This is a genomic window from Streptomyces sp. NPDC006197 (assembly GCF_040613865.1).
Lineage (GTDB): Bacteria > Actinomycetota > Actinomycetes > Streptomycetales > Streptomycetaceae > Streptomyces.
This window is the reverse complement of sequence record NZ_JBEXSZ010000085.1, coordinates 13879-35539: the sequence shown is the minus strand read 5'-3', so window position 1 is coordinate 35539 and position 21661 is coordinate 13879. Positions and strand designations below refer to the sequence as shown.

The following is a 21661-nucleotide window of genomic DNA, read 5'->3' as shown; positions in this document are numbered from 1 at the left end:
GGCGCGGAACGCGGAGGCGCCGCTAGAGGGCGCCGTCCCGTGTGCCCACCCGTCCCGCCCAGCGGGACGATTGCCCACACGGGCGGGGGCGAGGGCACCGCCCAGCGGGCGCGCGCCCACACGGCCGTGGACGAGGCGAACGTCAGCGGGACGGCCCGCACCCAGGCCCCCTCAAAACCCAGGCCCCCCTCAAAGCTCCGCCAGGAGCTCCGCCTTCTTCGCCGAGAACTCCGCATCCGTGACCAGCCCCGCCTGATGCAGCTCCCCCAAGTGACGAATCCTTTCAGCCACCGCCCCGGGATCCCGGTGCCCCGATCCCCGCCCCCCGGCCGGGACCGCGACGGGCACAGGGGCGCGGTCCTTGCCCCGGATCGCGGCGAGGACCGCCGCCGCGAAGGTCAGGGACTCGTACACCGGCCCGTAGCGGCCGAAGACGACGCACGCCGGGTCCTGGTCGGGCTGGACGGCCCGGGGCCCGCCGTCCCGGGGCACGAGCCGCAGGTACCCGTCGACGCCGTCCGGCGAGCGCCACTCGACCCCGCAGAGGTCCCGTACCGAGAAGACCTGGTCGCCGGCCTTCCACTTCTCCGAGGACGCCCCCGTCCAGGACCAGCGGAAGGCGACCTCGGAGGTCCCGTCGAAGCTGGCCTTCCCGTCGTACGCCTTGAAGGACTGCGGCCCCGGCGGCGGCGCCACCAGGAACCGGTCGGCGGGCGCGACGCCCCCGGCGTCCGCGTCGCCCGGCTCGTACGCCCCGTACCCGGCGGCCCCCGCGGCCCCCGCGTGCGACGCGAGGAGCGCCCGCAGCTCGTCCCGGTAGTGCTCGGCGAGCGTCTCGCGTTCCGCCGGGAGCACCAGGCGGTACGGGTCGCTGCCCTCCTTGAGCTGCCCCGCGGCCGCCTCCATCAGCGGATCGGCGCCCGGCCTCGGTACGGCGTGCAGCACGACGGTGCCCCGCTTGCCGGGCGTGAGCGTCACGGACGCCAGCGCCTCGTGCGGTACGCGTCTCTCGCGCAGTGCCCCGAAGAGCTTCGGCGTACGGATCCCCCGGTCGAAGCGGATGACGAGGGCGTCGCTCTCGAGCCCCCAGGTGGCATGAATTCCGGCCAGCACATCACCCATGCGCCTCATCGTAAGCGGCGTGTGCCCATGCGTCGCCCCCGTGAAAGGTCCTGAAATTGCGTGATCTACGCGCGTCAGAGCCCTTCCGTGCCGGATATTCCGTCGTGGCAAGCGCTGTCGGCACGTGCGCAGACCAGGTTCGGGTACGCCCCGACGCCTATCGTGGCGAAGTTGCCGAGGCTCTGCGTCCCCGGCTCGAAATAGCCGCTGTGGCCGAGCGCACCGCGCGCGGAGAGCAGCCTCGCGCCGAACTCCGGCGCGACCGGGTCGGCGCCGTGTCCGAGCCCGCCCACCTCCAGGTGCGGGACGTCCGCGATCCAGTCGTCGGCGTCCCGCATGGCCCACACGCGCGCGTGGCTGTCGAGGTCGGCGGCCCGCTCGACCCGCATCCCGGGGCTTCCGGCCACGGCCAGATCGGTCACCCGGGCGGACAGCCGGGGCGCGGCGGCCCCGCAGAGCACGGAGCCGTAGCTGTGGCAGAAGAGCGCCACGCGCGCGTCCGGGGGCAGGGACTCGGTGAGGCCCACCAGGCGTACGGCTCCCTCCTCGGCCAGCCGGCCGGTCACCGCGTCGACGCCGATCCCGACGGGTGCGGTGTAGTCGGCCCAGGCGATGACCGCCACGCGCGCGCGTGGGGAGGCCTGCCGCTCGGCCGCGTAGAGGGCCTCGGCCATGCCGGCGGGGGCGCCGTACCGGCCGTGGGTCTTCTGGAAGGTGAGCAGGTTGGTGTCGACGCCGGGCACGATCACCGAGACGCGCCGGGCCCGCTCCAGGTCCCCGAGAACCTCGGCGGCCCGCCCCGTACCGGTCGGGTCGAAGGCGAGGACCTGGCGGCCGGGCCGCATCAGCGAGGCGAAGCGGTCGACGCGGCGCCGGGCCTCGTGCCGGCCTTCGGGGGAGAGCCTGGGGTCGTCGACCCTGTTCCGCTCGGCGGCGTACGTGCGCGCGAGGGTGATCCGGTTGGCGCGGTAGCGCAGGGCGACCGGGGCGCCGTTGAGGTTGCCGACGACGAACGGGTGCCGGGCGGCGAGCCGGGCGCCGCCCGCCGGGCCGAGTCCGGCGAAGAACGCGGCGACGGTACGGGCCGGGGCGCCCGGGTCGGGCAGCGGCCGGTGGTCGATCCGGTCCCGCGCCCAGGCGGCGAGCGCGGCCTCGCGGGACGGCCACGGCAGGGGCTGGTGCCGGATCGTGGTCCACCCGGTGGTCGCGAGGAGCACGAACACGACGGCGAGCGCGAGGAGCGTGCGCGTGGCGGCGAGGGCGGGCGAGGCGTCGGAGGTCACGGGCGGCCACCCTACGGGGCGCGGCGCACGTCTCTTCACACGGCGGGTGTCGTACGGGAAGCCTGCGGCCTGCGCAGCGGCCCTCGTACGGGACACCGGCGGGCCTGCGCGGCAGCCTCCGTACGGGACGCCGGCGGGCCTGCGCGGCAGCCTCCGTACGGGAAGGCCGGCAGCCTACGCGGCCGCTCCCGGTCCCTCCCCCGGCCGGTCCCGCCAGGGGGAGACGAGCGCCGGGCCGAGGTGGTCGAGGTATTCCTCGGTGAGCGCGCGGATGCCCTCCAGGCTTCCGTCCGTGCCCCGGCCCCACATCTGCCCGGTCACCCGCATCACCCCGCTGAACGCCGCCACCGCGATCCGGGGGCGCGGGTCCTCGTCGACGTCGAGGCCCTCGCGCGCGGCGACGATCCGGGCGATGGTCTCCTCCATCTCGGTGGAGCGGCGCAGATGGGCGGCGAGCAGCGCGGGCGTCGACTCGATCATCCGGTACGTGCGCAGGTGCAGTTCGACGGGGACGACTTCGGCGATCGCCTCGCCGATGGTGTCCCAGGCGCACAGGACGGCGTTGCGCATCGCGTCGAGGGGGGCCTCGGCCGGGGGCCGCTGTCCGAGGGCGTGCACGAAGCGCTCCTCCATCATCCGCTGGACGGCGAAGGCGACCTCCTCCTTGGAGGAGAAGTACCGGAAGAAGGTGCGCTGGGAGACCTCCACGGCGTCGACGATCTCGTCGACGGTGGTCCGCTCGTACCCGTGCTCGGTGAAGAGCTCCAGGGCAACCCGGATCAGCGCGTCGCGCGTGCGTTGCTTCTTCCGCTCGCGCAGTCCGGGCACGGTCACGTCGTGGTCCTCTTTTCCGGCATTTCGTCCTGCTCAGCGTACCTGTGAGCTACGTGACAGTTACCGACGCGTGAATCGCTTTGTCAATTGTCAGTGACTGTCACTAACCTCGCTCGTATGACTAGTCAGACCACCGTGGAAAAGGCCCCGCAGGGTCAGGGGGACGCCCGGGAACCCGTTCCGGTCCCGGCGAAGGGACTGCGCGGCCACCCGTGGTTGACGCTCTTCAGCGTGGCCGTCGGCGTGATGATGGTCGCGCTCGACGGCACGATCGTCGCCATCGCCAACCCGGCCATCAAGGAGGACCTCGGCGCCACCCTCGCCCAGGTCCAGTGGATCACCAACGGATACCTGCTCGCGCTCGCCGTCGCCCTGATCACCGCCGGCAAGCTCGGTGACCGCTTCGGCCACCGGCAGACCTTCCTCATCGGCATCGCCGGCTTCGCCGCCGCCTCCGGCGCGATCGGCCTGTCGCACTCCATCGGGGCCGTGATCGCCTTCCGCGTCCTGCAGGGCCTCTTCGGCGCCCTGCTGATGCCGGCCGCGCTGGGCCTGCTGCGCGCGACCTTCCCCGCCGAGAAGCTGAACATGGCCATCGGCATCTGGGGCATGGTCATCGGCGCCTCCACGGCGGGCGGCCCGATCCTCGGCGGCTTCCTCGTGGAGCACGTCAACTGGCAGTCCGTCTTCTTCATCAACGTGCCGGTCGGCGTGCTCGCGCTCGTGCTCGGCCTGGTGATCCTCAGGGACCACCGCGCCGAGAACGCGCCGCGCTCCTTCGACCTCCTGGGCATCCTGCTGCTCTCCGGCGCCATGGCCGCCCTCATCTGGGGCATCATCAAGGCCGGTGAGTCCTGGGGCTGGGCGAGCGGCAACACCTGGGGCTGCCTGATCGGCGCGCTGTTCCTGTTCGCGGTCTTCGCCTTCTGGGAGACCAGGGTCAAGGAGCCGCTGATCCCGCTGGGCATGTTCCGCTCCGTGCCGCTCTCGGCCGGTGTGGTGCTGATGGTCCTGATGGCCTTCGCCTTCATGGGCGGCCTCTTCTTCGTGACCTTCTACCTCCAGGGCGTGAAGGGGCTCGGCCCGGTCGACGCCGGTCTGCACCTGCTGCCGCTGACCGCGATGATGATCGTCTCCTCGCCGCTGGCCGGCGCGCTGATCACCAAGTTCGGACCGCGCGTGCCGCTCGTCGGCGGCATGGTCTGCACGGCCGTCGCGATGTTCGGCATGATCACGCTCACCGCCGGCACCGGCACTCTCGCCATGTCCCTCTGGTTCGCCCTGCTCGGCCTGGGCCTCGCCCCGGTCATGGTCGGCGCGACCGAGGTCATCGTGGGCAACGCGCCGCTGGAGCTCTCCGGTGTGGCCGGCGGTCTGCAGCAGGCCGCCATGCAGGTCGGCGGAGCGCTCGGCACGGCGGTGCTCGGCGCCGTCATGTCCTCGAAGGTCTCCGACTCCTTCGCGGGGAACTGGAAGGAGGCCGGCATCCCGGTCCCGGCCGACCCGCGGCTCGAACAGGCCGCCGAGTTCGGCATGACCCCGCCGGAGCTGGCCCAGGCGCCGGGGATGACCCCCGGCCTCCTCCAGCAGATCACCGGGGTCATCCACGACACCTTCCTCGACGGCATGGGTCTGGCCTTCACCGTCGCCGGTGGCGTCGCCGTCGTCGCGGCCCTCGTCGCCACGCTCACCAAGCGCGGTGCGAACGCGGAGGCGGGCGGCATGGGCGGTCACATCTGACGCTCGCCCGTCAGGGTTCCCGTAGGGGGCCGTCACCCGTTCGCGTGAACGGGGGCGGCCCCTCTTCCGTCGCCCGGAGACCTCCGTCATCCTCGTGATTACAGAGAGTGACGAAACGGGGGTTCATCAGCATGTATACGAAGACCGTCCTCACCGGCGCGGCCGTCACGGCCCTCCTCCTGACCGCCCTGACAGCGGCTCCGGCGGCTCCGACGGCACCGGCGGGCCGGGCAGCACCGGCGGCGCCGGCCGTACCGGCGGCCGCAGCGCCGGCGGCCGCGGCGCCGTCCGGGACCGTGCTCGGGGTCTGCGGGCCCGGTCGGCTCTGTCTCTGGCCGAAGCCCGACTTCAAGGGCAGGCCGTGGACGCACGAGCTGGCCACGACCGACATCGACAGCTGCGTCACCCTGCCGCCGGGCACCTCGGCCCAGTCCCTGGCGAACCGCACGGGCCGGCCGGTCACCACGTACCAGTCGGCGGAGTGCGGGGAGACGGGGGAGTTCGAGACGTACCCGGGGAGGGGGACCTGGGTGCCGCAGACGGCCTACGAGGTCAGAGCGTTCAAGCTCTGGGAGCGATAGGCGAGGGGACGTCACGCGGCTCGCTCGCCCCCGGCGGTTCCGGCGACCCCGCCGGTTCCGGCGCCCCCGGCGGGGCCGATGCCCCCGGCGGTTCCGGCACCCCCGGCGACTCCGGCGCCCCCGCCGGTTCCGGCAGGGGCGGCGAGGCCGGCGCCTCCGGCGGTTCCGGCGCCTCCGACGAGACGGGAGCTTCCGGCGAGGCCGACGAGGCCGAGAGCCGGGCCACCTCGGCGCGGAGTCCCCGGACCTCCAGGGTGAGTGCCTCCAGGAGCTCCGTCTGCCGGCGCTCCACCGCGTCGTCCCGGTCGAAGCGGGAGATGAACCAGGCGGCGATGTTGGCCGTGACGACACCGAGCAGGGCGATGCCCGAGAGCATCAGGCCCACCGCGAGCACCCGGCCGAGACCCGTGGTCGGGGCGTGGTCGCCGTAGCCGACCGTGGTCATCGTGGTGAACGACCACCACACCGCGTCCCCGAGCGTCTTGATGTTGCCGTTCGGGGCGTCCCGCTCCACATGCAGCACGGCCAGCGAGCCGAACATCATCAGCCCGACCACCGCGCCCGCCACATACGTGGTGAGCGTTATCTGCGGGGCCATCCGGGCCCGCCGGCCCACGAGGAGGAGCGTGGAGACGACCCGCAGCAGCCGCAGCGGCTGCACTATCGGCAGTATCACCGCCAGCAGGTCCAGCGGATGGCCGCGCACGAAGTGCCAGCGGTCCGGGGCGAGCACGAGACGGACGAGATAGTCGAGCGCGAAGGCACCCCAGACGGCCCACTCGACGTGGGTGCACAGCCGGTGCACCCACGGCTCGGCGCCGGGAGCCACGATCGGCACCGCGTAGGCGATGCCGAACGCGACCGCGAGCACCAGGAGCGGCGTCTGGGTGCGCTCCTCCCAGCGAAGCTTCATGACGGGCATGACCTGCATCGTAAGGAACGGCGAAGGGCGGCGGGACCACGTCCCACCGCCCTCGCCAGCCGAAACGAGCGGCCGACGGCGTCCGTCAGGCGTCGCCGCCCGCCGGCCCCGGATCGGCGGCCGCGACGTCGAGCAGCTGGTAGCGGTCCACGGCCTGCTTCAGGGCCGAGCGCTCGACCTTGCCCTCGCGGGCGAGTTCGGTCAGCACGGCGAGCACGATCGACTGCGCGTCGATGTGGAAGTAGCGGCGGGCCGCACCGCGCGTGTCCGCGAAGCCGAAGCCGTCCGCGCCCAGCGAGGTGTACGGGCCGGGTACCCAGCGGGAGATCTGGTCCGGCACCGACCGCATCCAGTCCGAGACCGCGACGAACGGGCCCTCGGAGCCCTGGAGCTTGCGCGTCACGTACGGGACGCGCTGCTCCTCGTCCGGGTGGAGCAGGTTGTGCTCCTCAACGGCCACGGCCTCGCGGCGCAGCTCGGTCCAGGAGGTCGCGGACCAGACGTCGGCCTTGACGTTCCACTCCTCGGCGAGGATCCGCTGCGCCTCGATCGCCCACGGCACGGCGACGCCCGAGGCCATGATCTGCGCCGGGATCGTGCCGGCCTCGGCGGCCCTGAAGCGGTGGATGCCCTGGAGGATGCCCTCCACGTCCACGTCCTCGGGCTCGGCCGGGTGCTGGATCGGCTCGTTGTAGACGGTCAGGTAGTAGAAGACGTCCTCGGCCTCGGGGCCGTACATCCGCCGCAGACCGTCCTTGACGATGTGCGCGATCTCGAAGCCGAACGCCGGGTCGTAGGCGATGCAGGCCGGGTTGGTCGAGGCGAGGAGGTGCGAGTGGCCGTCCGCGTGCTGGAGGCCCTCACCGGTCAGCGTGGTCCGGCCGGCGGTGGCGCCGAGCACGAAGCCGCGCGCCAGCTGGTCGGCCATCTGCCAGAACTGGTCGCCGGTCCGCTGGAAGCCGAACATCGAGTAGAAGACGTACACCGGGATCAGCGGCTCGCCGTGCGTGGCGTACGCGGAACCGGCGGCGATCAGCGAGGCCGTGCAGCCGGCCTCGGAGATGCCGTCGTGCAGCATCTGGCCGGTCGGCGACTCCTTGTAGGCGAGGAGGAGTTCGCGGTCCACCGCCTCGTACTGCTGGCCCAGCGGGTTGTAGATCTTGGCGCTCGGGAAGAACGCGTCCATGCCGAAGGTGCGGTACTCGTCGGGGGCGATCAGCACGAAGCGCTTGCCGATCTCCTTGTCCCGCATGAGGTCCTTCAGGATGCGGACGAAGGCCATCGTGGTGGCGATCGACTGCTGCCCGGAGCCCTTCCTGGCCGCCGCGTAGGTCTTGTCGTCGGGGAGGGCCAGGGGCTTCGCCCGCACGACCCGGGTCGGGACGTACCCGCCCAGCGCCCTGCGGCGGTCGTGCATGTACTGGATCTCCTCGGAGTCCCGGCCCGGGTGGTAGTAGGGCGGCAGGCCCTCCTCCAACTGCCGGTCGGTCACCGGGATGTGCAGCCGGTCGCGGAAGCGCTTGAGGTCGTCGACCGTCAGCTTCTTCATCTGGTGGGTCGCGTTGCGGCCCTCGAAGTTGGGGCCCAGCGTCCAGCCCTTGACGGTCTGCGCCAGGATCACGGTCGGCTGGCCCGCGTGTGCCTTCGCCGCCGCGTAGGCCGCGTAGATCTTCTTGTGGTCGTGGCCGCCGCGGCCCAGGTGCAGGACCTGCTGGTCCGACATGCCCTCGACCATGGCCCGCAGCCGGTGGTCGTCGCCGAAGAAGTGCTCCCGGATGTAGCCGCCGGTCTCCGTGGCGTACGTCTGGAACTGGCCGTCGGGGGTGGTGTTCAGCTTGTTGACCAGGATGCCGTCGCGGTCCTGCGCGAGCAGCGGGTCCCAGGAGCGGTCCCAGATCAGCTTGATGACGTTCCAGCCGTTGCCCCGGAAGATCGACTCCAGCTCCTGGATGATCTTGCCGTTGCCGCGGACCGGGCCGTCGAGCCGCTGGAGGTTGCAGTTGACGACGAAGGTGAGGTTGTCCAGACCCTCGCGGGCGGCGATGGACAGCTGGCCGAGCGACTCGACCTCGTCCATCTCGCCGTCGCCGAGGAACGCCCAGACGTGCGACTTGGAGGTGTCGGCGATGCCGCGCGCCTCCATGTACCGGTTCATCCGCGCCTGGTAGATCGCGCCGAGCGGGCCGAGGCCCATCGACACTGTCGGGAACTCCCAGAAGTCCGGCATCAGCCGCGGATGGGGGTACGACGAGAGGCCGTTCGGGAACTTCGACCTCTCCTGGCGGAAGCCGTCGAGCTGGGTGTCGCTCAGCCGGTCCAGGAGGTACGCGCGGGCGTAGATGCCGGGGGAGGCGTGCCCCTGGAAGAAGATCTGGTCGCCGCCGTCGCCCTCGTCCTTGCCGCGGAAGAAGTGGTTGAAGCCGACGTCGTACAGGGAGGCCGAGGAGGCGAAGGTGGCGATGTGACCGCCGACGCCGATGCCCGGGCGCTGGGCGCGCGAGACCATCACGGCCGCGTTCCACCGGGTGGCGTTGAGGACCTTGCGCTCGATCTCCTCGTTGCCGGGGAAGAACGGCTCGTCCTTGGTGGCGATGGTGTTGACGTAGTCCGTGCTGCGCATCTCGGGCACGGCCACGCGCTTCTCGCGGGCCCGCTCGATCAGGCGGAGCATGAGGTAGCGGGCCCGCTCACGGCCCCGCTCGTCGACGGCCGCGTCGAGGGAGTCGAGCCATTCCTGGGTCTCTTCCGGGTCGAAATCCGGGACCTGGCTGGGAAGGCCGCCAATGATGATCGGGTTGCGATCGGATCCGGGAGCCACGCTCTTCCTTCGCTGTTCGGTGGTGCCCACGGGGCCACGGGCTGGTCGGGAGATGTCCATCGTGTACCCCGCCGGCGTCGGACGTCACATTTACCGAGGGGTAACCCCCGGGGGGTGCCTCGCCCGTCTTCCGGAAGCCCGGGTGCGGTCAAATCGCAACCTTACGCTCAACCCGCGCATGCGTTTCGTCCGGGCGTTCGGCAGACTGAAAACTCAGAAGTCAGCAAACCGGGACGAACCATGTGCACCTGATCACGGAGGAGGGATCGGCGGTGCCGGAAGTTGCGGCGAGACGGCCCCAAACGTCACCGTTTCGGCGGTCTCGGCGGCCGGGTACTTGCGCGATCCGCCCCGGCACGTGTGGACTACGGCCAGCGCCACGCGCATACGCGTGGCCCACAGCATTTACCGAATGAGCAGGAGGCAAGCCGTGAGCGCGACCGCGGACCACGCGGAGGAGCGGACCAACCCGGCAGCGAGGCTGGGGTTCGAGCCCGGACAGGTGGTCCAGGAGATCGGCTACGACGACGACGTCGACCAGGATCTCCGTGAAGGCATCGAGTCCGTCATCGGACAGGATCTCGTGGACGAGGACTACGACGACGTCGCCGACGTCGTCGTGCTGTGGTTCCGCGACGAGGACGGCGATCTCACCGACGCCCTGGTGGACGCCATCGGTCTTCTGGAGGACGGTGGCAACATCTGGCTGCTGACCCCGAAGACCGGCCGCGACGGCTACATCGAGCCGTCCGACATCCAGGATGCCGCGCAGACAGCGGGTCTCTCCCAGACCAAGAGCATCAGCGTCGCCAAGGACTGGACGGGCACCCGCCTGGCTGCCCCCAAGCGCTGATCACCACGCTGCGAGAAGCCCCCGCCGGTTCGCCGGCGGGGGCTTTCGTGCGCAGGCCGTAGGGTGGGGACCACCCGGGTTCACCGATACGGCCCAAGGCCCGGGCCCCGTCGAAAGGGACGCGTACGCGATGGCGATCGAGGTCGGGACCAAGGCCCCGGAGTTCGAGCTCAAGGACAACCACGGCCGGACCGTGCGGCTCTCCGACTTCCGCGGCGAGAAGAACGTGGTGCTGCTCTTCTACCCCTTCGCCTTCACCGGCGTCTGCACCGGTGAACTGCGCGAGCTCCGCGACGACCTCCCGCTGTTCGTCAACGACGACACCGAGCTGCTCGCCGTCTCCAACGACTCCATCCACACCCTCCGCGTCTTCGGCGACCAGGAGGAGCTGGAGTTCCCGCTGCTCTCCGACTTCTGGCCGCACGGCGCGGCCTCCCGGGCCTACGGCGTCTTCGACGAGGAGAAGGGCTGCGCGGTCCGCGGCACCTTCGTCATCGACAAGGAGGGCGTCGTCCGCTGGACCGTCGTGAACGCCCTGTCGGACGCCCGTGACCTGCGCGACTACGTCAGGGCCCTCGAAGCGCTCTGAGCGCCCCGGGTCCGACACCCTCGGATTCACCGGGCGAATCGACTGTTTCGACCGGGAACCCGTCACTAGGATCCAGACGTTGATCCGATGCCAACGCACGACTGGGGGCGCTGCCCCTGGAAACCTATGGAGGGACTCGTGGGAGTCAGCCTCAGCAAGGGCGGCAACGTCTCGCTGACCAAGGAGGCCCCTGGCCTCACCGCCGTGACCGTCGGTCTGGGCTGGGACGTCCGCACCACCACCGGTACGGACTTCGACCTCGACGCCAGCGCCATCCTGGTGACGGACGAGGGCAAGGTCCGCAGCGAAGGGGACTTCGTCTTCTTCAACAACCTGAAGAGCGCCGACGGCTCGGTCGAGCACACCGGTGACAACCTCACCGGTGAGGGCGAGGGCGACGACGAGCAGGTCAAGGTCAACCTGGCCACCGTGCCGCCGGAAATCACCAAGATCGTCTTCCCGGTCTCGATCTACGACGCCGAGAACCGCCAGCAGTCCTTCGGCCAGGTGCGCAACGCGTTCATCCGCGTCGTGAACCAGACCGGTGGCACCGAGATCGCCCGGTACGACCTCTCCGAGGACGCCTCGACCGAGACCGCCATGGTCTTCGGTGAGCTCTACCGGCACGGCGCGGAGTGGAAGTTCCGCGCCGTCGGCCAGGGGTACGCCTCGGGTCTGCGCGGCATCGCGCAGGACTTCGGCGTCAACGTCTGAGCCGAACCGTTCGAACCGTCCGGCGCCGCACATCCCGTGCGGCGCCGGACGTGCCTCATCACCACCGGGGAGGAACCGAATCATGGGCGTCACGCTCGCCAAGGGAGGCAACGTCTCCCTCTCCAAGGCCGCACCCAACCTGACCCAGGTCCTCGTGGGGCTCGGCTGGGACGCGCGCTCCACCACCGGAGCCCCCTTCGACCTCGACGCCAGCGCCCTGCTGTGCCAGGCCGGCCGGGTGCTCGGGGACGAGTACTTCGTCTTCTACAACCAGCTCCGCAGCCCCGAGGGGTCCGTCGAGCACACCGGCGACAACCTCACCGGCGAGGGTGACGGGGACGACGAGTCCCTCATCGTGGACCTCACCAAGGTGCCGGCCCACTGCGACAAGATCGTCTTCCCGGTGTCGATCCACGACGCCGACAACCGCGGCCAGAGCTTCGGCCAGGTCAGCAACGCGTTCATCCGAGTCGTGAACCAGCTGGACGGCCAGGAGCTCGCCCGGTACGACCTCTCGGAGGACGCCTCCACGGAAACCGCGATGATCTTCGGCGAGCTCTACCGCTACAACGGCGAATGGAAGTTCCGGGCGGTGGGACAGGGGTACGCGTCCGGCCTCCGGGGCATCGCTCTAGACTTCGGGGTCAACGTTTCGTAAAGCCGCGTAAATATCACGATGGGGTAGACAGTGGTTCTGAAAACCTTCGGCTGGTCGTTCGCGATCACCGCCCTCGGCCTGATCGCCGCGGTGCTCTACGGGGGGTGGGAGGCTTTCGGGATCGTCGCGATCCTCTGCGTCCTCGAGATCTCGCTCTCCTTCGACAACGCGGTGGTCAACGCCGGAATCCTGCAGAAGATGAATGTCTTCTGGCAGAAGATCTTCCTCACGGTCGGCGTGCTCATCGCCGTCTTCGGCATGCGCCTCGTCTTTCCCGTCGTGATCGTCGCGATCAGCGCCAAGATCGGTCCGATCGACGCCGTCGACCTGGCGTTGAACAACCCCGACAAGTACCAGGAACTGGTCACCGACGCGCACCCGTCGATCGCCGCCTTCGGTGGCATGTTCCTGCTGATGATCTTCCTCGACTTCATCTTCGAGGACCGTGACATCCAGTGGCTGCGCTGGATCGAGCGCCCGCTCGCCAAGCTCGGCAAGGTCGACATGCTGTCGGTCTGCATCGCGCTGGTCGTCCTGCTCATCACCTCCATGACCTTCGCGACCCACGCCCACCAGCACGGCGGCGCGCACGCCGACAAGGCGCAGACGGTCCTGATCTCCGGCATCGCCGGCCTCATCACGTACCTCGTCGTCGGCGGTCTCTCGGGCTTCTTCGAGAACAAGCTGGAGGAGGAAGAGGAGCGCGAGCACGAGGCCGAGGAAGAGGCCAAGCGCACCGGCAAGAAGGTTTCCGCGGTCCAGCTCGCTGGCAAGGCCGCCTTCTTCATGTTCCTCTACCTGGAGGTCCTCGACGCCTCCTTCTCCTTCGACGGTGTCATCGGCGCCTTCGCCGTCACCAACAGCATCGTCCTGATGGCGCTCGGCCTGGGCGTCGGCGCCATGTACGTGCGTTCGCTGACGGTCTACCTGGTCCGCCAGGGCACCCTCGACGACTACGTCTACCTGGAGCACGGCGCCCACTACGCGATCGGCGCCCTGGCCGTGGTCCTCATGATCACCATCCAGTACGAGATCCCCGAGATCGTCACCGGCGGCATCGGCGTCCTGCTCATCGCCTGGTCCTTCTGGTCCTCCGTCCGCCGCAACAAGGCGCTCGCGGCGGCCGAGGGCGGCTCCGGCTCCTCGGACGACAAGACCGAGGTGCCGTCCGGGGTGTGACACCCCCGGTAGCGAGGAATGCTTCTCTGCGGGGCGGCCGGTGCATCCGGCCGCCCCGCAGGCATGTGCGCGGCGCTGACGGCCGCGGTGTTGACGACCAGTGGGGGTGGAGGCGGCATGGCCTTCTGGGACAACCTGTTTCCGACGAGGACGGCGCAGTTCGACTCGGGCAGCGCCGCGTCGAACACGATCGACCTGACGAAACGGCGCCCGACCGTCTCGCTCACCAAACAGGGCGCCGCCACCGGCAACCTCCGGGTCAACCTCTCCTGGCGGATGCGCACCTCCGACATCGAGGGCCGCTCCCGGCAGAGCGGCCGGCTGCTGCGGAACCCGGCCCAGCTCTTCAAGCCCGAGGTCGTCCAGGCCCACACCCAGGGCATGGTCAACGTCGACCTCGACCTCGGCTGCCTCTACGAGCTCACCGACGGCAGCAAGGGCGTCGTGCAGCCGCTCGGCGGCTTCTTCGGCGACCTCAACGCGGCCCCGTACGTGAAGCTCAGCGGCGACGACCGCTTCGGAGGCTCCTCGGGCGAGACGGTCTTCGTCAACCTGGACCACCGGGACGAGATCAAGCGCCTGCTGTTCTTCGTGTACATCTACGACCAGACGCCGGCCTTCGACCGCACGCACGCCAAGGTCACGCTCTACCCGAGCAACGGCCCCCGGATCGAGATCGAGCTCGACGAGCGCGCCCCGCAGGCCCGCTCCTGCGCCGTCTTCTCCATGGAGAACGTCAAGGGCGAGCTGACCGTCCGCCGCGAGGTGCGGTTCGTGTACGGCTTCCAGGCCGAGCTGGACCGGCTGTACGGCTGGGGACTCCAGTGGGGGCGCGGCTACAAGACCAAGGCGTAGCCGTTGCCCCCGTCGCTCTCACGACCGGACGAACTGGGGACCCATCGGCGGCATGCGGAACTCCGGTGCCGGGTTCTGCTCGGGGGCGGTCACCGGCTGCGGGTAGCCGTACGCGGGCGCCGGGGCGTTCACCGGCTGTTGCGGATAGCCGTAGGCGGGCGCCCGGTCCGGCATGGGCGGCACGGGCGGCTGCGGCGGCACGGGGGCGTGGACCACGGTCAGGTCGAGGTCGGGGTCGGAGGAGCCCGCGGAGGCCGTCGGCGCCCCGCCCTGGTCGTCCTGGTCGTCCTGGACGGCCCGGCCCTCCGGGGCCTCCGCCGCGTCCTCGTCGACCGAGATGCCGAAGTCCGTGGCGAGACCGACGAGCCCCGTCGGATAGCCCTGCCCCACCGCGCGGAACTTCCAGCCGTCCCCGCGCCGGTACAGCTCGCCGCAGATGACCGCCGTCTCCTCGCCGGTCTCCGCCGTCACGTCGAACAGGGCCAGCGGCTCGCGCTCCGCCCCGGCCACCGCGTCGTACAGCAGGATCCGCAGGTCGGAGACGGAGCGGAAGGTGCCGCCGTCGGAGGAGGCCGCGATCACCACCCGGTCGACCGAGACGTCGAGCCCGGCCAGATCGGCCTCCACGGTGTCCGTCAGGCCCTCGGAGACCCGCTTCTTCGGCAGCCGCCGCACCAGCCCCGAGGGGTGGCGCGGCTGGTTGTAGAAGACGAAGTCCTCGTCGGACCGCACGCGGCCGGAAGGCCCGAGGAGCAGGGCCGAGGCGTCCACGTCGGGGACCCCGGGGCCCGGGGTCCAGCGGAGCACGGCCCGTACGGCCGCGGTGTCGAGAGGGACGTTGGAGCCCTTCTGCATCGCGTGCGTCATGACCGCAATCCTGCCCTCCCGCCCGACCCGCGGACAACGCGGGGGCACTCCCGATACCGGGACGGGACGACGGATGCCGGCGGGTTACCTGATTTTCATGCGCCCGGGGAACTAAGGACACCCGCACCTACGTACTATTACCGGCCACATGGCATCAGGGCCGAAGAGGCAGACGGGGGACTCACATGCGTCATTTCGGGCACATCCCGTCCGCGGTGCGGACCGGGCTGTTCCACCAGGAGCCGGCCGACTTCACGGCCGACTCGCCCGCGCGCACGCTCGCCGTGGCCCTGGGCGCCACGCTCTACAGCCCGGCCACCCGGCCCCGGCTCGCCGACGCCGTGCGCAAACAGGCCGGGCGCGGAGTGGTCTCCATGGTGCTCTGCCTGGAGGACTCCATCAGCGACGCCGACGTCGAGGCGGGCGAGGACAACCTCGTCCGGCACTTCGCCGACCTCGCCGCCGGGACCGGGACGGACGCCGACACCGCCCCTGACCTGCCCCTGCTCTTCATCCGGGTCCGCGAACCGCACCAGATCACCGACCTCGTCGACCGCCTCGGCGTCTCCGTCCGCCTGCTGTCCGGATTCGTACTGCCCAAGTTCACCGAGGCCCGCGGCCGCGCCTTCCTCGAAGCGCTCACCGAGGCCGAGCGGACGACCGGCCGGCGCCTCTTCGCCATGCCCGTCCTCGAGTCCCCCGAACTCCTCCACCTGGAGACCCGGGCCGAGACCCTCGCCGGGATCGCCTCGATCACCGACAAGTACCGCGACCGCGTCCTCGCCCTCCGCCTCGGCGTCACCGACTTCTGCTCCGCCTACGGGCTGCGCCGCTCGCCCGACATGACCGCCTACGACATCAAGATCGTCGCGAGCGTCATCGCCGACGTCGTCAACGTCCTCGGCCGCTCCGACGGCACCGGCTTCACCGTCACCGGCCCCGTCTGGGAGTACTTCCGCCCCGGCGAGCGCATGTTCAAGCCCCAGCTGCGCCGCAGCCCCTTCCTCGAAGGCCGCGCCGAGGACCTGCGCACCGCCCTCATCGAGCACGACCTCGACGGCCTGCTGCGCGAGATCGAACTCGACCGGGCCAACGGCCTGCTCGGCAAGACCTGCATCCACCCCACCCACGTGGTGCCGGTGCACGCCCTCTCCGTCGTCAGCCACGAGGAGTGGAGCGACGCCCAGGACATCCTGCGGCCCGAACAGGACGGCGGCGGCGTGCTCCGCTCCGCCTACACGAACAAGATGAACGAGGTGAAGCCGCATCGCGCGTGGGCCGAGCGCACCCTCCTGCGCGCCGAGGTGTTCGGCGTCGCCAAGGAGGACGTCGGCTTCGTGGATCTGCTCACCGCCGGCCTGGCCGGCTGACGAAGGGACGTCGACGACGTGGTGTGGACCGGAACGTGGGTCGCGGAGCGACTGGGCGTCGAACTGATCGGCGGCGAGGAGCTACCGGCCCTGTTGGGCCTCGCACTGCGTCGCAACCCCAAGCGCGCGCACCTGCTGGTCTCCAACGTGCTCGGCAAGCACGTGCCGCAGCGGCCCTCCGTCGTGTACGGCTCCGGCCTCGCCCTCGGCCGGAGCGTCCGCGAACTCCTCGGCGACGAGGAGGCCGCCCGGTCCGTCGTCCTCGGCTACGCGGAGACCGCCACCGCGCTCGGGCACGCCGTCGCCGACGGCCTCGGCCTCGCCCCGTACCTCCACTCCACCCGCCGCCCGGTGGCCGGCGTCGCCCGCGCGGGCGGCTTCGAGGAGTCCCACTCCCACGCCACCTCGCACCTCCTGCTGCCCGAGGACCCCAAGCTCCTCGCGGGCGACGGCCCTCTCGTCCTCGTCGACGACGAGTTCTCCACCGGTAACACCGTCCTCAACACCATCCGCGCCCTGCACGAGCGCTACCCGCGCGAGCGGTACGTCGTCGTGGCCCTCGTCGACATGCGCTCCACCGCCGACGCCGGCCGCCTGGACGCCTTCGCGACGGAGATCGGCGCCCGCGTCGACCTGATCGCCGGCGCCGCCGGCACGGTCCGCCTCCCGGACGGGGTCCTGGAGAAGGGCCAGGCGCTGGTGGCGGAACACGAGAAGGCGCACGGGACGGAGACCGGTTCCCTCCGCGGCGCGCCGCGGGAGGCACCCGCACGGGTGGAACTCGGCTGGCCCGAGGAACTCCCCGACGGCGGCCGGCACGGCTTCACGACCGAGCACCGGGAGCGCCTGGAGAAGGCGCTGCCGGCGATGGCGAACAGGCTCGCGGAGGCGCTCCGCCGCCCGGCCGCCGGGGAACGGCTCCAGGAGGCCACGGAGCCCCGGGAACGCCCCACCACACCGGGACAGCCCCAGGAGGCCCCTGCGGGGCCGGCACAGGCCCAGCAGGCGCAGGAGGCTGCCCAGACCCACCAGCCGCACCAGGCCCAGCAGGCGCAGGGGGCTGCCCAGGCCCAGCAGACCCACCAGCCGCACCAGACCCACCAGACCCACCAGGCCCAGCAGGCGCAAGAGGCCGCCCAGGCCCACGCCGCTCCCCCCGCAGGACCCCGCGTGCTCGTCCTCGGCTTCGAAGAGCTGATGTACGCGCCGCTGCGCCTCGGCACCGCCCTGGAGGACGCCGGCCACGACGTCCGCTACTCCACCACCACCCGCTCGCCCGTCCTCGCCGTCGACGACCCCGGTTACGCGATCCGCACCCGACTCGTCTTCCCGGCCCACGACGACCCCGCCGACGGACCCGGCGAGCGCTACGCCTACAACGTCGCGGGCGCGGGCTTCGACGCCGTCGTCCTCGTCGTCGACTCCGCCGCCGACACCCCGGCCCTGCACGCCCCGGACGGCCTGCTCGCCCAGCTCGCCGCGCACATCCCGCGCGTCGTGCTCGCGGTGATCCCGTCCCACACCCCCACGGTCTCCGTCACCGAAGCTCCCGAAAGGAGCTCCATGCTGCCCGAGCCCCTCCGCGGCCCCGCCTTCTCCTCGTACGCACCCGAAGAAGTCGGCTGGCTGCTCCAGGACCTCTCGGACGTCGAACTCGAGGCACCCACCGAGGAACGGGAGGAGGCCATCCAGAGCGGCGGCGCCCACTACGCCGAGTCGCTCCCCGTCGAGTACCAGCCCAGCGAGCGCTACCAGGAGCTCTTCCGTACCGCCCTGGAAAGCTCCGCCGCCCGGATGGCCCGCGCCGTCGGCACGGTCACCGAGACCGTCCTCGCCGAGCGGTCCGCGCGCCCGGTCCTGGTCTCCCTCGCCCGGGCCGGCACCCCCGTCGGCGTCCTCATGCGCCGCTGGGCGCAGGCCCGCCACGGCCTCGACCTCCCGCACTACGCCGTCTCCATCGTGCGCGGCCGCGGCATCGACGCCAACGCGCTGCGCTGGCTCGCCGCCCACCACGACCCGGCCGACGTCGTGTTCGTCGACGGCTGGACCGGCAAGGGCGCCATCACCCGCGAACTCGCGGAAGCGCTCAAGGAGTTCGACGGCTTCGACCCGGAGATCGCGGTCCTCGCCGACCCCGGCTCCTGCGTCCGCACCTACGGCACCCGCGAGGACTTCCTCATCCCCTCCGCGTGCCTCAACTCCACGGTCTCCGGCCTGATATCGCGCACGGTCCTCCGCTCCGACCTCGTCGGACCGAACGACTTCCACGGCGCCAAGTTCTACCGCGAGCTGGCCGGGTCCGACGTCTCCGGGGCCTTCCTCGACGCCGTCGCCGCCCGCTTCGACGAGGTCGCCGCGACCGTCGACACGGACGTCAAGGAGCTCCTGGCCGCCGACCGCACCCCCACCTGGGAGGGCTGGGCGGCCGTCGAGCGGATCAGCGAGGAGTACGGCATCCACGACGTCAACCTGGTCAAGCCGGGCGTCGGCGAGACCACCCGCGTCCTGCTCCGCCGCGTCCCCTGGAAGATCCTCGCCAAGCGGGGCGCCGACGCCGAGCTCGCACACGTCCGGCTGCTCGCCGAGCAGCGCGGCGTACCGGTCGAGGTGGTCGACGAACTCCCGTACAGCTGCGTGGGCCTGATCCACCCCCAGTACACGAGGGGTGCGACAGGCGCCGACGGCAAGGCGGTGGTGTCCCAGTGAGTACGCCCACACGCGCCCGGACCCTGGTCGCCAGCGACCTCGACCGCACCCTCATCTACTCGACCGCGGCCCTCGCCCTCGGCATGCCGGACGCCCAGGCCCCCCGGCTGCTCTGCGTCGAGGTCCACGAGTCCAAGCCGCTCTCCTACATGACGGAGGACGCGGCCGACCTCCTCGCGCGGCTGACCGCCGAAACGGTCTTCGTGCCGACGACGACACGGACGCGCAAGCAGTACCAGCGCATCCAGCTCCCGGGCACCGCACCGGCGTACGCGATCTGCGCCAACGGCGGGCACATCCTCGTCGACGGCGTCTCCGACCGTGACTGGCACGAGTCCGTCCTGCGCAGGCTCGACGACGAATGCGCGCCGCTCTCCGAGATCCGCGCCTACCTCACCGCCACCACGGACCTGTCCTGGGTGCGCAAGCACCGGGTGGCCGAGGACCTCTTCGCCTACCTCGTCGTCGAGCGGGAGCGGCTCCCCGCGGATTGGCTGGACCGGTTCGGCGGCTGGGCGGGCGACCGCGGCTGGACCGTCTCGCTCCAGGGCCGCAAGGTGTACGCCGTACCGAAGCCGCTCACCAAGAGCGCGGCCGTCCGCGAGGTCGCCCGCCGCACCGGCGCCACGCTCACCCTGGCCGCCGGGGACTCCCTCCTCGACGCCGACCTGCTGCTCGCCGCCGACCGGGCCTGGCGCCCGGGCCACGGCGAACTCGCCGACAGCGCCTGGACGGCACCCCACCTCGACGTCCTCGCGGAGCGCGGGGTGGCGGCGGGGGAGGAGATCCTCCGCCGCTTCCGGGCGGCCGCCGCCGGCTGACCGCGGGCTCAGCCGCAGCAACCCCCGCCGCAGCAACCGCCGCCGCCCCCGCTCGGGGCGGGGGTGGCACCGGCGGAACCGCCGACGGCCACGGCCGACAGCAGCTTCACGGTGTCGTCGTGCCCGACGGGGCAGGCGGCGGGAGCGGAGGACTCGGCCATGGGACGGCTGAGCTCGAAGGTGTCGTCGCAGGTGCGGCAGCGGTATTCGTAACGAGGCATGGCACCAGGCTAACGGCGGCTGCCCCGGACATCACCGAGCAGGCGGGCGGCTGCCCCGGACATCACCGAGCAGGCCGGCGGCCGCCCCGGACATCACCGAGCAGGCCAGCGGCTGCCCCGGACACCACCGAGCAGGCGGGCGACCACCGGCTCAGGCACCACCGAGCCGATCAGTGCCCGGATCCCCGCTCCTCCCGGATCTGTCCGACGACCCGCGCGGCGGTGGCGCGGACGGCCTCCAGTTCGGTCAGGAAGTGCCAGTAATCCGGGTGGCGGCCCTCCAGCCCGTCCACGGCCCGGTCGAGCCGGGCGACGGCGTCGTCGAGGGGCCGGGCGTGGCGGGGGTCGGGCGTGTTCCGCCCGGCCATCGCGAGCCGCTGGGCGTCCCGCACCGCGAACCGCGCCCGGTCGGTCTCCGCCTTCGGGTCCTTCGCGACCGCGTCCAGGCGGCGCAGCCGGTCACCGGCGGCCGAGACGGCCTCGTCGGTCGAGTCGAGCAGCGCGCGGGCGGTGGAGAGCAGCGAGGTCGCGTCGGGCCAGCGCTGCTCGGCCCGCGCCTTTCCGGCCTCGGCGAGCCGCTCCTCGGCCTGCCGGAGGGTCGTGACGGCCTGCTCCGGCACGTGCTGGAGGTCCTGCCAGCAGGCGGCCGAGTACCGCCGGCGCAGCTCGGAGAGGACGGGCTCGACGCCCCCGGCGCGGGTGGTGAGCGCCTCGGTGCGGGTACGCAGCGACACCAGGCGCTTGTCGATCTCGGCGGCCCGCTCGGGCAGCCGCTCGGCCTCGGCCCGTACGGCCTCGGCGTCCCGCAGCACCCGGTCGGCGCGCTGGAGCGTCTCGGCGACGCCGTGCCGCCCGGCGCCCTCGTTGAGGCGGGTCAGCTCGGGTCCGAGCTGAGCGAGCCGCAGGGCGAGGTCATCGGCGCGCAGCCCACCCTCCCGGACGGCATCCAGGGCGCCGCTCGCACCGCGCAGCGCCTGCCGGGCCCGCTCGACGGCGGGGGCGAGGCGGGCGAGCTGGGTCTCGGCGCGCCCGAGGAGCGGGGCGAGCCCTTCCTCGAACCGGTCCAACTCGCCCTTGACGCGGTCGAGCTCCTCCTTGGCGCGGGTCAGATCGGCGCGGGCGCGCGAGGCGGTGGCGGCATCCAACTCGTCCCGATCGAGATCGTGCGCGTCGACGGCGCCGATGTAGCCCTGACTGACCTCGTCGATCCGCCGCCCGAGCGCCTCGAACCCGTCGACGGCGCGGCGGGCCTCCGGGGAGCTGTCCACGGCGGTGATGGTCTCGATGGAGATGCGCAGCCCGCGCTGGGCGGTGTCGAGTTCGTAGAAGGAGGCCGCGGCGGCGTCCTTGGCGGCCTGGGCCTCGGCCCGCTGCCCCTCTCCGCGCCCGCCGAACCAGCGGCGGGTCCCGCCGCCCGCGAAGGCCTGCGGCAGCAGCGCGCCCACGAGCAGGGGCAGTGCGAGAGCCAACCGGAACGCGGAGGTATGCCTGGGCGCCGAAGTACCCCTCACGTCACTCGCCGCCACGT

19 protein-coding genes are annotated in these 21661 nt (G+C 71.7%); 11 read left to right on the top strand and 8 right to left on the bottom strand.

Annotated features, from left to right (window positions below):
- Positions 1 to 189 precede the first annotated feature (189 nt).
- The 3 genes from ABZ318_RS24640 to ABZ318_RS24630 all read right to left on the bottom strand — a co-directional run bounded on the left by ABZ318_RS24640 (position 190) and on the right by ABZ318_RS24630 (position 3239).
- A complete protein-coding gene (locus tag ABZ318_RS24640) occupies positions 190 to 1122 on the bottom strand; it encodes a DUF4429 domain-containing protein (protein ID WP_356904635.1) in 933 nt (310 codons plus the stop codon).
- Positions 1123 to 1196: 74 nt separating this feature from the next.
- Positions 1197 to 2405 (bottom strand): alpha/beta hydrolase, encoded by a 1209-nt coding sequence (locus ABZ318_RS24635; protein ID WP_356904634.1) that lies wholly within the window; start codon positions 2403 to 2405, stop codon positions 1197 to 1199.
- A 174-nt stretch (positions 2406 to 2579) separates the two neighbouring features.
- Entirely contained in the window at positions 2580 to 3239 is a 660-nt protein-coding gene (locus tag ABZ318_RS24630) for a TetR family transcriptional regulator (protein ID WP_356904633.1), read from the bottom strand.
- A gap of 117 nt (positions 3240 to 3356) precedes the next feature.
- Between ABZ318_RS24630 and ABZ318_RS24625 the strand changes: the two genes are divergently transcribed.
- Together ABZ318_RS24625 and ABZ318_RS24620 are read left to right on the top strand one after the other, a co-directional pair.
- Complete coding sequence (locus ABZ318_RS24625; protein ID WP_356904632.1) at positions 3357 to 4979, top strand: MFS transporter; 1623 nt, start codon at positions 3357 to 3359, stop codon at positions 4977 to 4979.
- Between the two features lie 131 nt (positions 4980 to 5110).
- Positions 5111 to 5560: a peptidase inhibitor family I36 protein gene (locus ABZ318_RS24620; protein WP_356904631.1), complete on the top strand. Its 450-nt coding sequence runs from the start codon at positions 5111 to 5113 to the stop codon at positions 5558 to 5560.
- Here ABZ318_RS24620 and ABZ318_RS24615 read toward each other — a convergent pair.
- Complete coding sequence (locus tag ABZ318_RS24615; protein ID WP_356904630.1) at positions 5541 to 6482, bottom strand: ion channel; 942 nt, start codon at positions 6480 to 6482, stop codon at positions 5541 to 5543. The two genes, ABZ318_RS24620 and ABZ318_RS24615, sit on opposite strands and share 20 nt — an antisense overlap.
- A gap of 85 nt (positions 6483 to 6567) precedes the next feature.
- Complete coding sequence (aceE, locus tag ABZ318_RS24610; RefSeq protein ID WP_356904629.1) at positions 6568 to 9300, bottom strand: pyruvate dehydrogenase (acetyl-transferring), homodimeric type; 2733 nt, start codon at positions 9298 to 9300, stop codon at positions 6568 to 6570.
- Positions 9301 to 9730: 430 nt separating this feature from the next.
- Here aceE and ABZ318_RS24605 point away from each other — a divergent pair, with 430 nt between their 5' ends.
- The 6 genes from ABZ318_RS24605 to ABZ318_RS24580 all read left to right on the top strand — a co-directional run bounded on the left by ABZ318_RS24605 (position 9731) and on the right by ABZ318_RS24580 (position 14148).
- Positions 9731 to 10153 (top strand): DUF3052 domain-containing protein, encoded by a 423-nt coding sequence (locus tag ABZ318_RS24605; protein WP_356904628.1) that lies wholly within the window; start codon positions 9731 to 9733, stop codon positions 10151 to 10153.
- A gap of 130 nt (positions 10154 to 10283) precedes the next feature.
- Complete coding sequence (locus ABZ318_RS24600) at positions 10284 to 10742, top strand: peroxiredoxin (protein ID WP_356904627.1); 459 nt, start codon at positions 10284 to 10286, stop codon at positions 10740 to 10742.
- A gap of 138 nt (positions 10743 to 10880) precedes the next feature.
- Positions 10881 to 11456, top strand: a complete 576-nt coding sequence (locus tag ABZ318_RS24595; protein ID WP_356904626.1) for a TerD family protein — start codon at positions 10881 to 10883, stop codon at positions 11454 to 11456.
- Positions 11457 to 11538: 82 nt separating this feature from the next.
- Entirely contained in the window at positions 11539 to 12114 is a 576-nt protein-coding gene (locus ABZ318_RS24590) for a TerD family protein (RefSeq protein ID WP_041129058.1), read from the top strand.
- Between the two features lie 30 nt (positions 12115 to 12144).
- A complete protein-coding gene (locus ABZ318_RS24585) occupies positions 12145 to 13293 on the top strand; it encodes a DUF475 domain-containing protein (RefSeq protein ID WP_356904625.1) in 1149 nt (382 codons plus the stop codon).
- Positions 13294 to 13410: 117 nt separating this feature from the next.
- Positions 13411 to 14148, top strand: a complete 738-nt coding sequence (locus tag ABZ318_RS24580; RefSeq protein WP_356904624.1) for a Tellurium resistance — start codon at positions 13411 to 13413, stop codon at positions 14146 to 14148.
- A gap of 18 nt (positions 14149 to 14166) precedes the next feature.
- Here the strand turns inward: ABZ318_RS24580 and ABZ318_RS24575 are convergent, their stop codons facing one another.
- On the bottom strand, positions 14167 to 15024 hold the full coding sequence (locus ABZ318_RS24575) for a TerD family protein (protein WP_356904638.1): 858 nt from the start codon (positions 15022 to 15024) through the stop codon (positions 14167 to 14169).
- A gap of 176 nt (positions 15025 to 15200) precedes the next feature.
- Between ABZ318_RS24575 and ABZ318_RS24570 the strand changes: the two genes are divergently transcribed.
- Genes ABZ318_RS24570 through ABZ318_RS24560 form a run of 3 tightly spaced genes read left to right on the top strand, consistent with a single transcriptional unit; the run spans position 15201 to position 19912 of the window.
- Positions 15201 to 16385 (top strand): HpcH/HpaI aldolase/citrate lyase family protein, encoded by a 1185-nt coding sequence (locus tag ABZ318_RS24570; protein WP_356904623.1) that lies wholly within the window; start codon positions 15201 to 15203, stop codon positions 16383 to 16385.
- Between the two features lie 18 nt (positions 16386 to 16403).
- Complete coding sequence (locus tag ABZ318_RS24565; RefSeq protein WP_356904622.1) at positions 16404 to 19091, top strand: phosphoribosyltransferase; 2688 nt, start codon at positions 16404 to 16406, stop codon at positions 19089 to 19091.
- The gene (locus tag ABZ318_RS24560; RefSeq protein ID WP_356904621.1) at positions 19088 to 19912 is read left to right on the top strand and encodes an HAD family hydrolase; all 825 of its coding nucleotides are present in this window, start codon (positions 19088 to 19090) and stop codon (positions 19910 to 19912) included. The genes ABZ318_RS24565 and ABZ318_RS24560 overlap by 4 nt, the downstream gene beginning before the upstream one ends.
- 8 nt (positions 19913 to 19920) lie before the next feature.
- Here ABZ318_RS24560 and ABZ318_RS24555 read toward each other — a convergent pair whose 3' ends face one another.
- Both ABZ318_RS24555 and ABZ318_RS24550 read right to left on the bottom strand, forming a co-directional pair.
- Positions 19921 to 20133 (bottom strand): zinc ribbon domain-containing protein, encoded by a 213-nt coding sequence (locus ABZ318_RS24555; RefSeq protein WP_356904620.1) that lies wholly within the window; start codon positions 20131 to 20133, stop codon positions 19921 to 19923.
- Between the two features lie 170 nt (positions 20134 to 20303).
- On the bottom strand, positions 20304 to 21602 hold the full coding sequence (locus ABZ318_RS24550; protein ID WP_356904619.1) for a hypothetical protein: 1299 nt from the start codon (positions 21600 to 21602) through the stop codon (positions 20304 to 20306).
- Positions 21603 to 21661: the final 59 nt, after the last annotated feature.